The organism is Mesorhizobium sp. WSM4807, from assembly GCF_055811615.1.
In genome coordinates, this window is record NZ_JBVVQY010000049.1 from 1 (window position 1) to 12,816 (window position 12,816).

General features: G+C 64.1%; 10 protein-coding genes. 5 read left to right on the forward strand and 5 right to left on the reverse strand.

The features are described 5' to 3' along the window. Positions 1 to 147: 147 nt before the first annotated feature. Genes AC0L3N_RS31820 through hemP form a run of 4 tightly spaced genes read right to left on the reverse strand, consistent with a single transcriptional unit; the run spans position 148 to position 3,476 of the window. Complete coding sequence (locus AC0L3N_RS31820) at positions 148 to 1,248, reverse strand: FecCD family ABC transporter permease (protein WP_473551531.1); 1,101 nt, start codon at positions 1,246 to 1,248, stop codon at positions 148 to 150. 11 nt (positions 1,249 to 1,259) lie between these two features. Further along, positions 1,260 to 2,168: a heme/hemin ABC transporter substrate-binding protein gene (locus AC0L3N_RS31825; protein ID WP_473551532.1), complete on the reverse strand. Its 909-nt coding sequence runs from the start codon at positions 2,166 to 2,168 to the stop codon at positions 1,260 to 1,262. 11 nt (positions 2,169 to 2,179) lie between these two features. Continuing rightward, positions 2,180 to 3,259, reverse strand: a complete 1,080-nt coding sequence (locus tag AC0L3N_RS31830) for a hemin-degrading factor (protein WP_473551534.1) — start codon at positions 3,257 to 3,259, stop codon at positions 2,180 to 2,182. Between the two features lie 10 nt (positions 3,260 to 3,269). Next, on the reverse strand, positions 3,270 to 3,476 hold the full coding sequence (gene hemP / locus AC0L3N_RS31835) for a hemin uptake protein HemP (RefSeq protein WP_473551536.1): 207 nt from the start codon (positions 3,474 to 3,476) through the stop codon (positions 3,270 to 3,272). Positions 3,477 to 3,772: 296 nt separating this feature from the next. Here hemP and AC0L3N_RS31840 point away from each other — a divergent pair, with 296 nt between their 5' ends. From AC0L3N_RS31840 to hmuQ, 4 genes are all read left to right on the forward strand, one after another. Further along, positions 3,773 to 5,932: a TonB-dependent hemoglobin/transferrin/lactoferrin family receptor gene (locus tag AC0L3N_RS31840; protein ID WP_473551537.1), complete on the forward strand. Its 2,160-nt coding sequence runs from the start codon at positions 3,773 to 3,775 to the stop codon at positions 5,930 to 5,932. A 5-nt stretch (positions 5,933 to 5,937) separates the two neighbouring features. Further along, the gene (locus tag AC0L3N_RS31845; protein WP_473551539.1) at positions 5,938 to 6,381 is read left to right on the forward strand and encodes a hypothetical protein; all 444 of its coding nucleotides are present in this window, start codon (positions 5,938 to 5,940) and stop codon (positions 6,379 to 6,381) included. 146 nt (positions 6,382 to 6,527) lie between these two features. Continuing rightward, entirely contained in the window at positions 6,528 to 7,493 is a 966-nt protein-coding gene (locus tag AC0L3N_RS31850; RefSeq protein ID WP_473551540.1) for an energy transducer TonB family protein, read from the forward strand. A 68-nt stretch (positions 7,494 to 7,561) separates the two neighbouring features. Then, on the forward strand, positions 7,562 to 7,876 hold the full coding sequence (gene hmuQ / locus AC0L3N_RS31855) for a heme-degrading protein HmuQ (RefSeq protein ID WP_473551542.1): 315 nt from the start codon (positions 7,562 to 7,564) through the stop codon (positions 7,874 to 7,876). Between the two features lie 677 nt (positions 7,877 to 8,553). Here hmuQ and putA read toward each other — a convergent pair. Beyond that, on the reverse strand, positions 8,554 to 12,165 hold the full coding sequence (gene putA, locus AC0L3N_RS31860; protein ID WP_473551544.1) for a bifunctional proline dehydrogenase/L-glutamate gamma-semialdehyde dehydrogenase PutA: 3,612 nt from the start codon (positions 12,163 to 12,165) through the stop codon (positions 8,554 to 8,556). Positions 12,166 to 12,328: 163 nt separating this feature from the next. Between putA and AC0L3N_RS31865 the strand changes: the two genes are divergently transcribed. Beyond that, positions 12,329 to 12,781, forward strand: coding sequence for an Lrp/AsnC family transcriptional regulator (locus AC0L3N_RS31865; RefSeq protein WP_473551545.1), 453 nt, complete (start codon positions 12,329 to 12,331; stop codon positions 12,779 to 12,781). Positions 12,782 to 12,816 lie beyond the last annotated feature (35 nt).

Sequence of the window (12,816 nt, forward strand, 5' to 3'; positions counted from 1 at the left end):
GCAAAGGACGCTCTAACACTTTGCATTTGCGCATGATCCTTTCCGGAAACCGAAATCGGTTTCCGGGGTCATGCGCTGGTCCGTGAGCACCGGAAGCGCAGAAGACGCCATCAGATGGCCGCCAGAGTAGAGTTTCCAAATGGTCTCTCATAGGTCGATGACGCCACGCTTACGCAGCAGGATCCAGAGGAAGAACGGAGCGCCGGCGATCGCGGTGACGATGCCGATCGGCAGCTCGGCCGGCGCCACGATGGTGCGGGCGACGGCATCGGCCAGAAGCAGCAGGCAAGCGCCAAGCAGGGCCGAGGCCGGCAGCAAATAACGGTTGTCCGGGCCGATAGCCAGGCGCAGCAGATGCGGCACCACGATGCCGACAAAGCCGATGCCGCCGCTGACGGCAACAGACGCCCCGACCGCCGCCGAAACGCCGATGATGGCAGTGTATTTCAGCCGCTGCACGGGGATGCCGAGATGGCCGGCGGTGGCTTCGCCGAGCGCCAGCGCGTTGAGGCCGCGCGCCAGGAACGGCATCGCCGCCAGCGCCAGCACGATCACAGGCCCGACGGAACCGATCTTCTGCCAGGTCGTGCCGGCAAGCGAGCCGAGTTGCCAAAAGGTCAGGTCGCGCAACTGCCGGTCGTCGGCCATGAAGATCAGGATGCCGGTCAGCGCCATGGCAAGGGCCGCCAGCGCAATGCCGGCAAGCAGCATGGTGGCGACCGAGGTTCGGCCTTGCCTGGTGGCGACCTGATAGAGCATCAATGTCGTCGCCAGCCCGCCGCAGAAAGCCGCCAGCGGCAGAGCGAGTGTGCCCAGCACCGAAGTTACCGGCGCCAGCACCGTTGCGCCAAGCACGATGACGGCCACCGCGCCGAGGCTCGATCCAGCCGAAACGCCGATGAGGCCGGGGTCCGCCAGCGGGTTGCGGAACAGCCCTTGCATCACCGCGCCGGAGACGGCAAGTGCGGCGCCGATCAGCACACCGAGAATGACGCGCGGCAGGCGGATGTCGTAGACGATCAGGCGGTCGCGCGCGCTCAGCGCCTCATTGCCGGGTGCTGCACCCAACAGCCAATCGCCAACGACGCTGACGGCCGAGGCATCGGATGCGCCTGAGGTCAGCGACAACAGGACGGCAACGGCAAGTCCCAGGCACAGAAGCAGGATGGCGATACGCGCGCGCCTCGAACGGTCGCCGTCGGATGCTGCCGCCATAGTGCCCGCACCAGCGATCGCTTGATCCACCATCGGGCGCCCGCTCAGTCCGCGGCCTGCCCGCCATAAAGCGAGGCGGCAAGATCGCGGATGACGTCGGCGGTGCGCGGCCCGAAGCCGAGCAGATAGCCGCCATCCATGCGGATCACCTTGCGCGCCGCACCCGCCGGTGTCGACAAGATGGACGGGTTCGCGAACAATTCGTCATCCGATGCGGCAGGGCCGGCATTGTTCATCATCAGGATCACGTCGGGCCTGGCGGTGATGACAGCCTCGTCGGACAATTGCTTGTAGCCGGAGAAGCCCTCAACCGCATTGACACCGCCGGAAAGCTTGATGATGCCGTCGGCGGCAGTGTCGCTGCCGGAAGCGAGGATCTTGCCGCCCTGCATCGACAGCACGAACAGGACGCTCTTGCGGTCCTTGATCGAAGCGGTCTGCTTTTCGGCGGCCTTCAGCTTGGCATCGATCTCGGCTGCCAGCGCATCGGCCTTGGCGTCGGCGCCAAGCGCCTTGCCGACGATGCGGATCTTTTCGAGAATGCCTTCATGGTCGTAACGCTCGGGCACCTCGATGAACGGGATGCTCGTTTTCTTCAGCACGTCGACGGCTTGCTTCGGCCCGCTGCCGTGCAGCGCCAGGATGCCCGACGGATTGACCGACAGCACACCTTCCGGCGACAGCTGGCGCATGTAGCCGACGTCAGGCAGCTTGAGCGCCGCCTCGGGATAACGGCTGGTCGAATCGCGAGCGACCAGCCGATCCTGCTCGCCGAGCGCAAAGACGATCTCGGTGATCGAACCGCCGATGGCCGCTATCTTCGACGGGTCCGCAAAGACCTGCGTGCCTTCGGTGGCACGGGCCGGCAGCATTGCGGCAAGGGCCAGGGAAAGGCCGATCGCCGGCCCAAGCGCCATTCTGAAAGCACGCGCCTGTTTAAGCAAAGGAGCCATTGTCGTTATCCTCAGGCTGCGGTCGGACTTGGAATGCGCGGCAGGTTCTCTGCCAGAAACCGCCAGTCCTCGCGTTCGCTTTCGCCTTCATGGCGCTTGCCGAAGAACTGGATGATCATCTTGCCGTCGGCGCCATAGGCTTCGAGAGACGTGACATGGCCGTCCTTGGTCGGCTTGCGCACGGCCCAGACCTCTTGGATGTGGTCGGTTCGCAGATGCAGGTGGAAGGTCTCGTCCAGCACGTTGATCCAGGGGCCCATCGGCTTGATCGACTTGATCGGGCCCGAATGGATCTGGATGCAGCCGCGACTGCCGACAAAGCACATGATCGGCATCTCGCCCTCGGCGGCATGATGTAACATGGCGCTGACCGCATCATTGTCGAGCAGCCAGGCGTAATCCTGGCCGACCATGCGCATCGCCTGGCGGCGGTCGAGCTTCAGCGTCTTCAGCATGCCGAAGAACTGATGCACGTCGGTCAGCCGGCTCCAGCGGTCGCGCAGATCGTCGACATCAGCGGGAGCGTCGGAAGCCTCGGCCTCGTTTTCAAGCCCGCCTTCTGAAATCGCCCCCTCCTCTGAAATCGCAACGGTCGACTCCTGGTTCGGCGATTCGAGTTCGGCCACAAGCTTCTGATAGGCATAGAGATTGGACGCCGGCCGCAGATGCACCTTGTGCACCGCCTCGCCTGCCGCATCGAAGAACTGCAGGCTGCGCCGGATATCGCCACCGTCGCGCTTTTCGACGGCAAAGCCGTGCGTCCAGACTTTCGGGAAGATGCGCAGGTCGATGTTCTCGCCAAGCACCATGGCATTGTGGTTGCCGGTGACGATTTTGTCGTAGACGCCGATCTTCTCGTGCACAGCGCTTTCGTTGCGGGTCAACGCCATGACCTCGCCGACCGCGTCGAGGCCGGTCAGAAGATCGTTGACGCGCGGTTCGATGCGGACGACGCCGTCGCCGCAATGCGCCGCGACCAGTTCGGCCTCCGAAATGCCGAGCTCGGCGGCGAGGTCGCGCTCGCGCGTCTTCGGATTGTCTGCCCGCGCCCGCCGGATCTCGTGCGGCGCGGGCTTTACGCGCTGGTCCATATCTTACTACCTACTTGTTGAGGATGAGCTTGCCCTGGCGGGTGATCTTCAGCCGGTAGAGCGCCCCGTGATGCTCGATGCCGATCTCGTGCTCGCCCTGGAACAGCGTGTTGCTGGACAGAGTCCTCACCGTCAACGGGACCCGATCGAAACGAGCCGAATTGTCGTCGGAACGGCGGACGCGATAGCGAAAGTCACCGGGATTGTGCGTGTTCATCTGGTTCGATCCCTTTTCTGGGCCGGGCGTCTGGCTAGGCGTTGCGTAGATGCCGATTCATTTCTTGACTTGAAATATCATGTTTATTAGTCAGTGCAATACCGGAGTAAGTGAGTCAAGATTTAAGACGCCGGACACGACGAAAAATGCCAGCAAGCGCCAAGCCAGCCAGCATCGAACCTGGACTTTGGAGTTGGGGCATGGGGTTGGCGACTTGGGGACGGCTGGGTCTGGCGAATAGCAGCCCAGGTCCGGAGCATAGAGGTCCCGCGCATCGAAGTCCGGCGCATCGATTAATGGCAAAGAGCATGGCGGCATTGCTGGCGGGTGCTGCGGCGATCGCGCTGCTCACCCCGTCGTCCAATGCTCAACAGGCCGCCCAACCTGCAACGGAACAGCAGCAGGCCGAGCAAGCGCAGACGCCTGAAGAGGCTGTGCCGGCCGCGGCAGGCGCAACGCTGCTCGACCAGATCCTGGTCATCAGCCGCACCGGCGAGACGGCGATCGATTCCCTGGCTTCAGTCAGCCATGTCGATCAGGAGCAATTGGAACGCCGCATGGCGACGACGCCTAACGAAATGCTGTTGGGTGTGCCGGGTGTAGCGGTCCAGGCGGACGCAAGGCGCGCCAGCTCCAGCATCAACATCCGTGGCTTGCAGGATTTCGGCCGCGTCGCAGTGATTGTCGACGGTGCGCGGCAAAATTTCCAGCGCTCCGACCACGGCACGCAATCCACCTTCTATATCGACCCGGAGCTCATCAAATCCGTCGACGTCATCCGCGGCCCGGTCGCCAACACCTACGGCTCAGGCGCCATCGGCGGCGTCATCTTGTTGGAGACCAAGGACGCGGAAGACTATCTTCGCGACGGCGAGACATGGGCGGCGTCCGCGACCGGGCGCTACGAGAGCAACGGCGAAGGCTGGACGACCAGTGCTGCCGGCGCCTACCGTTTCAATGAAAACTGGGATGTCCTCGGCAACATCGTCTATCGCGACTATGACGACTACAAGGATGGCGACGGCGATACGGAGAACGGCACCGGCTTCGATGTCTTGAGCGGCCTGCTGAAGTCGACCATCCGCCCCAGCGAAAACAGCGAACTAAAACTGGGCTGGAATGGCACGAGCGACGGCTGGAACGAAGTCAGCGGCGGCACGCCGGTGAACGACGTCGACCTGGAGGCGAATACCTTCACGGCGCGCTACAACATCACCGATGAGGACAAGAGCTGGCTCGATCTCCACGTCAACGCCTCCTACAACAAGACCAAGCTGGAGATGACAAGCCTCGTTCCGCAAAACCGGTTTGATCCAGTCACCGGTCTTCCCATCGTCCTGCCGGCGGGTTCGATGTCGACTTTCGATGTCGGCACTTCGGGCATCGACATCTGGAACACCTCGCGGTTCGAGACCGCCGGCATTGCGCATGAGCTGACCTATGGTGGCGACTGGGTTGGCGACGACGTCGAGACGGGTGGCGCCGCAGGCGGCGACAGTTTCTATACCCCGTCGGGCAAGCGAAACGTTTCCGGCGCTTACGTCCAGGACAAGCTCACCTGGGACTGGCTCGAGATTATCGCCGGGCTGCGTTACGACAGCTACAAGCTCGAAAGCGATATCGGCGAAACCTCCGGCGACCGGTTGTCGCCGCGCATCACCGTCGGCGTCTCGCCGTTCGAAACCGCCAGCCTTGCGGGACTGCAATTCTACGGCACCTATGCCGAGGGATATCGCTCCCCGTCGCTGTCGGAAACCCTCATCAGCGGCAACCATCCGGCAGGCGTCAGCTTTCCGTTTCTCCCCAATCCCGATCTGAAGCCTGAAATCGGCAAGACCGTCGAATTCGGTGTCAACTACAAGCAGGACGACATCCTCGAAGCCGGCGACGCGTTTCGTTTCAAGGCGGCCTACTTCAACAACGACGTCGAAGACTACATCGACGGCGTCACCCTGTCGGCCTTCGACCCGACCAGCGGCTGCCCGTTCGGCCCCGGCATCCCGATCTGCTTCCAGTACCAGAATTTCGCAAAGGCCAAGATCCGCGGCTTCGAAATGGAAGGCATCTATGACGCCAGCTGGGGTTTCGCCGGGCTTTCGGCCTCGATCATCGATGGCCACACCATCTCCTATGACGGCGAGCGGGCAGACCTTGTTACCGTCCCCTCTTCCCAGGTCACCGGGCAAGTCGGCTTCCGCTTTCTGGAGGACAAGCTGACCGTCGGCGGCGAGGTGCAGTACAATGGCAAGCCGAAGGGCAACCCTGTGGCCAAGGACTACACCCTGGTCAATGCCTTCGCCAGCTACCAGGCGACCGACAATTTCAAGATCGACTTTCGCGCCGACAATTTGTTCGACGTCAAATACACCAACCCGTTGAATGCATCGGCGACGAGTGTAATTTACGAGCCAGGCGTCACATTGAAGTTGGCGGCGACAATGCGGTTTGGAGGCTGACGACAATGACAAGCTTGACGGCATCGCTTCGCCTGCTGACCTCGGTGCTGGCGATGCCGCTTGTGCTGGGTCCGGCGTGGGCGCAACAGTCCGCGCCAGCCCCTGCTCTCACGCTTGAACTCAATGGCGCACAACCCTCCGACAAGGGCTGCCGTCTGACCTTCGTGGTCAACAACACGCTCGGCGCCGACCTCTCGAAAGCGGCGTTCGAGATCGCGCTGTTCAACGAGGCCGGCGTCGTCGACCGGCTGACCGTGCTCGACTTCAAGGACCTGCCGGCGGGCAAGACCAAGGTGACGCGTTTCGATCTTGCCGGCGCCGACTGCGCCAAGGTCAGCCGCGTGCTGATCAACAGCGCGACCGAATGCGCCGGCACCGGCATCCAGCCGGACGCTTGCATGCGTGGACTGAAGACCGAGACCAAGACCGGCATCGCCTTCGGGGTCTGAAAAGACGGTGGGACTGGAGCCCGCGCTCGCAAGGAAAAATGGTGGCGGGGCCTTTGGCCACTTCCGCTCTGTTGCCGCTAAACGCAAACGATCTTGATTTGACAAGTCCGCACCGGTCGCTGCAGGTCTCGTCGCGAGCCATGCAGATGATCAGTCCTCTCCCCGACGCCAGTGGCGACCTGGCGATTGCGCCGACCGAACCGCTTGCGCCGGTCCGACCGTCAGCCATGAGCCGCAAATGGATGGCAGCGATCATCGCCTCCTGCCTGTTTCATGTCGCGGTGGCGGCCGCTTTTCTCATCGCACCTGGCGGCATGTCCGATTCCAAGGATGCAATCCAGATGGAAGGCGCCGATCAAACCGGCGCCAACGTGGTCGGCAGCGACTTGGAAGGTCCGGGCGCGATGAGCGTTACCTTGGTGCCCGACCCGCAGCCGGCCAAGCCTGAGGTCAAGCCCGAGCCGCCTGCCGACCGGCCCACCGGGGACCGGCCCATCAGGGAAATGGCCGCGCAACCCCCCGCGCCCTTGTCGCAGATTGTCGAACAAACCACTGCCGCGCCAGACATGATGGCCGACACCCCGCGTCTGGACGAGCAGAGCGTGGCGCCGAAGATCGAAACGCCGGCAGAGCCGGCTGCTCCGGCCGAAAGCACCGAGGCACCCCCTGTCGATGTCGGACAGCCGCCGATCCCGACGCCAAGGCCGAGCCCGACACCAGGTCCTGGCAGAGCCGACGAAACGAACGAGGCCCGCGGCGCGGCGGATGGCGAGGAACGCGCCGCGGTGGCTTCCAGCAAGGGCAAGGAGCAGGCAGCGGCAGGCAATGCGATAGAATCCCGCTACAGCGGTGAAGTTCAGAAGAAGCTTGCCCGCGCCAACCGTCGTGTTTCGAAAGCGATACAGGCGAGCGCTCGCAACAATGCCAGGGTCGTTTTCGTTGTCATGGCCGACGGCAGCATCAGCGACATACAGCTTGCCGAAAGCTCAGGTTCTGCGGAGCTTGATCAATTCGCGTTGACACTGGTGCGCAAGCAAGCGCCGTTCCCTCCCATTCCAACCGAAACCGGCAAGTCAAGCTGGGTGTTTAAAGCGCGGATTGGTCCATTTTAACACCCTGCGCCTCATCGTTTCAGGCATTCCAACACACATCATAAACTGCAGTCACGAAAGGACGGCCAATGTACATCGCCATGAATCGCTTCAAGGTCCAGAATGGCTCGGAAGCCGCTTTCGAGGACGTCTGGAGGAACCGTGATTCAAGCCTTTCGCAGATGAAAGGCTTTAAAGAATTTCATCTGCTGCGCGGTCCGGTCAACGAGGCCGAAGGCTACACGCTGTTCGCCTCGCACACCGTGTGGGCAAGCCATGAGGATTTTGTCGCCTGGACCAAATCCGAGAACTTTCGCGCCGCGCACCGCAACGCCGGCTCCACCAAGGTGCACTATCTCGGCCATCCGCAGTTCGAAGGCTTTTCGGTCGTCGAAGGCGCGTGACCTCGAAGCTATCGATCTCCCCCCTTGCGGGGGAGATGCCCGGCAGGGCAGAGGGGGGTGCTGTCCCGCCGACCTGCTGATCAAAGGCATGCCTGCTTCGAAGGCTTTTCGGTCGTCGAGGGCGCGTGAGTAGTCTCAGGCGAACGATCGCCGCAGCGCCCTGACGAAATAGGCGCCGTCGGCGAAGCTGCCAATCTCCCCCCTTGTGGGGGAGATGCCCCGGCAGGGCAGAGGGGGGTGCTGTCCCGCCGACCTGCTGATCAAAGGCATGCCTGCTTCGAAGGCTTTTCGGTCGTCGAGGGCGCGTGAGTAGTCTCAGGCGAACGATCGCCGCAGCGCCCTGACGAAATAGGCGCCGTCGGCGAAGCTGCCAATCTCCCCCCTTGTGGGGGAGATGCCCGGCAGGGTAGAGGGGGGCGCTGTCCCGCCGGCCTGCTGATCAAAGGCATGCCTGCTCCCACCATGACTCTTTCGCAGAACTTGACGCGCACAACTCGATCAATTTGCAGACCGCAACGTTCGGCACATGGCGGGCAGAAAAAAGCAAAGCCGGCGATCCTTCACACCCCCCTCTGTCCTGCCGGGCATCTCCCCCACAAGGGGGAGATTGGCAGCTTCGCCGGCAGCGCAAACCTGAAGCGATTGCCCTGCCCGCGATGAGCGAGCCTTGCGGAATCCTACGCTGCGGCCAGCAGGCTGGCATTGCCGCCCGCAGCCGTGGTGTCGACGCAGACGGCGCGCTCATGCGCATAGGCCGCCGGGTTGAGCACTTCGCTGACCAGCGGCACGATCGGGCCGGCGCGGTCGGCGATCACCTTGCGCACGATACGCGCGGCCTCGGGCGTGCCGGAAAAGGCAACGACGTCGACGCGCAGCGCGCGCGCCTCGACCGGGTCGGGCCGGCCGTCAATGGCCGCCAGCGGTAGGCCCTTGCCGGTCAGCGGCGACAGTGCCGCCGGCGCGCCGGGCGCGACGGCCAGCACCGCATTGCCGGCCGCCAGCGCCTGGATCGTCTGGGCAAGCAGCGTGTCGGCGTCCGGCCCCAGGCAGAGCACGCGGCCGCGCGGCGCCAGCGACAGCGTATTGGCCTCGCCGGTCGGTCCGGGCAAATCGACCTGGCCGAAATCGATGCTGGCGGCGGCACCGATGGCCGCAGCACCCTTGCCGCGCAAATGCTTCCTCAGCACCGCCACCCGGTCCGCCCGCGTCGACCAGCCGCCCAGCGCCGGGTCCGGCAGATTGTCGGCGAGTTCAGTCGCCGTCACCTTGCGGCCGTCAAGAATAGGCGTGCCCGCCTGCGGTCCCTTGCGGAAGCGCCTGAGATAGTGCGGCCCACCGGCCTTCGGTCCGGTGCCGGAAAGCCCTTCGCCGCCGAACGGCTGCGAGCCGACCACGGCGCCGATCTGGTTGCGGTTGACATAGATGTTGCCGGCATGGATGCCGTCGACGAAATGCTGGGCGCGGCCTTCGATGCGGGTGTGCAGGCCGAAGGTCAGGCCATAACCCTTGCGGTTGATCGCGGCGATGACCCCGTCGATATCGTCGGCGACGAAACTGGCGACGTGCAGCACCGGCCCGAACACCTCGCGCTCCATGTCCTCGATGCCCTTGACCCGAAAGACATGCGGCGCCACGAAGCGGCCATTCTTCGGCGCTTCGAGCTTGGCGATCAGCCGGCCCTGCAGGCCCATGTCGGTGCAATAGTCGCGGATCGATTTTTGTGCCTCGTCGTCGATGACCGGGCCGACATCGGTCGAGATCCGCCAGGGATCGCCGAGGCTGAGCGCTTCCATCGCGCCCTTCAGCATCTCCAGCATCTTCTTCTCGACGTCCTTCTGCACATAGAGCACACGCAGCGCCGAGCAGCGCTGGCCGGCACTCTGGAAGGCCGAGGCAAGGATGTCGCGAACCGCTTGTTCGGGAAGCGCGGTGGAATCGACGATCATCGCATTCAACCCGCCGGTCTCGGCGATCAGCATGGCATCGGGCGCTGCAGTCTCGGCCAGTTGCTTTTCAATCAGCTTGGCGACCTCGGTCGAGCCGGTGAAGCAGACGCCGGCAATGCGTGGGTTGGCGGTCAGCGGGCCACCGACCGAGGGGCCGTCGCCGGGCAGAAGCTGGATGACGTCTTCCGGCACACCAGCTTCGCGCAGCAATTCGACCGCGCGGAAGGCGATCAGCGGCGTCTGCTCGGCCGGCTTGGCGATGACCGAATTGCCGGTCACGAGTGCTGCCGCGATCTGCCCGGTGAAGATGGCGAGCGGAAAATTCCACGGCGAGATGCAGGCGATCGCGCCGCGCGCTTGCGTTCCCGGTTCGGCATTGGCAGCTTCGGCGGCATAATAGCGCAGGAAATCGACTGCCTCGCGCACTTCGGCGACACCGTCGGCCAGCGATTTGCCGGCCTCGCGGCTGGCGAGCGCGAAGAATTCGACGGCATTGGCCTCATAGAGGTCGGCGGCGCGGTTGAGGATGGCGGCGCGCTCGGCGACGGCGCGCTTCGCCCATGCCGGCTGTGCCTCCACCGCGATGCGCACGGCGGTCGCGACCTGCTTGGCGGTGGCCTCGCTGACCGTGCCGACCACTTCGTCGGGCTTTGCCGGATTGACCACCGGACGTTGCTTGCCGTAGCCGGCGGCACGGGTGATCGGCTTGGCGTGCCAGCGGTCCGGGCCGGCAAACTCGGTCTTCGCCTTGTCGATCGCGGCCAGCGTCACCGGATCGGTGATGTCGAACCCCCTCGAGTTGCGGCGGGCAGGACCGAAGATCGCCGACGGGCTGGGGATCGCCGGATTGGCGGCGGGACCCTGTTTCTCGACCGTCTCGAGCGGGTCGCGAGCAATATCCTCCGGCTCGACCTCCTCGTCGGTGAGCTGGTGGACGAAGGAAGAATTGGCGCCGTTTTCGAGCAGCCGGCGGACCAGATAGGCAAGCAGGTCGGAATGGGCGCCGACCGGCGCATAGATGCGGCAGCGCGTACCCTCGGCCCGCCGCACCGTCTCGTGCAGCGCCTCGCCCATGCCGTGCAGGCGCTGGAACTCGAAGGAGTCACGATCCCCGGCCATCGACAGGACGGCGGCGACGGTGTGGGCATTGTGGGTGGCGAATTGCGGATAGATGCGGTCGGTCATCGACAGCAGCTTTTTCGCGCAGGCGAGGTAGGACACGTCGGTGTTGGTCTTGCGGGTGAACACCGGATAGCCGTCGAGCCCGAGCGTCTGCGCTCGCTTGATCTCGGTGTCCCAATAGGCGCCCTTGACCAGCCGCACCATGATGGTGCGGTCGTGCTTCTTCGCCAGCGCATAGAGCCAGTCGATGACGAGGGCGGCGCGCGGACCATAGGCCTGGACGACAACGCCAAAACCGTCCCAGCCGGCGAGTTCCGGCTCGGCCAGCACCCGCTCGATTACGTCGAGTGACAGGTCGAGGCGGTCGGCCTCCTCGGCGTCGACATTGAGGCCCATGCGCGAATGGCGTGCCGCCAGCGCCAGCGACAAAAGCCGCTCGGCCATCACAGGCAGCATCTTTTCCTTCTGCGTCACTTCATAGCGCGGGTGCAGCGCCGAGAGCTTGACCGAGATGCCGTGGTTCTGGCGAATGTCGGGACCATTGGCGCCGGCATCGAGCGAGGAGATGGCGTCGGCATAGGCCTTGAGATAGCGCAGGGCGTCGGCCTCGGTGCGAGCCGCTTCGCCCAGCATATCGAAGGAATAGAGATAGCCTTTCTGGGTCATCGGCCGGCCGCGCTTGACGGCCTCGGCAATGGTGCGGCCGAGCACGAACTGCTCGCCCATTTCGCGCATGGCGGCAGCGACCGCCCTGCGGATGACCGGCTCGCCCAGCCGGCGCACCATGGCGCGCAGCGTGCCTTCGATGCCGTCCTCGCCTTCCTCGAGCACTCGACCGGTCAGCATCAGCGCCCAGGTCGACGCATTGACAAAGATCGAGCTCGAGCCGCCCGAATGCGCCGACCAGTCATGCGGCGCGATCTTGTCGGCGATGAGGTCGTCCATCGTCTCGGTGTCGGGTACCCGAAGCAGCGCTTCGGCCAGACACATCAGCGCCACGCCCTCCTTGGTGGAGAGGCCGTAGGCGGACAGGAAGACCTCCATCAACCGCGGATCGGACGAGCCGCGCACCGCCCGCACCAGATCGGCGGCGCGGGCCGAGATCGCCTTCCGCTCTTTCTCCGAAAGCCCTGTCGTTTCGGCCAGCCGCTTCACGGCCTCGTCTTCGTCGGGCAAATAATTGGCACGGATCTGCTGGCGGATGGCATCGAGCGCTGGCATGACGGTCCTGTAGAGCGAGCATCAGAGAGCGGTCCGGCGGTCACCGGACCGAATGTCGCAAGCTAGCACAAAGCTTTGGTTTCGATCGGTCCAAAGAAATCGACAGAAGAGGTCGATTGATCTATCGGTTGGCCTGATTTCCTCCAACTTGACCAAAAATTCGATGACAGAAGACCAATTGGACCGCATCGACAGGAATATCCTGTCGGCGCTGGGCAGCGACGGCCGGCTCTCCATGTCGGAACTCGCGGCAAAGGTCGGCCTGTCGAAGACGCCGGTGCAGGCGCGGGTCAAGCGGCTGGAAAAGGACGGTATCATCCGCGGCTACCAGGCGATCATCGATCGCGAGCGCATGGGCGAAGGCCATGTCGCGTTCGTCCAGGTGAAATTGTCCGACACCCGCTCGGCCGCGCTCGACGCCTTCAACCGCGCCGTGCAAACGGTGCCGGAGATCGAGCAATGCCACATGATGGCGTCGAGCTTCGATTATCTCCTGAAAGTCCGCACCACCGACATCGCCGCCTACCGCCGCGTGCTCGGCGAGCGCATCTCCGCCCTGCCCCACGTCGCCCAGACCTCGACCTTCGTGGCGATGGAGACGGTGAAGGATCGGTAGGCGCGCTGTTGCGGTAACGAACATTCGATGCTGGC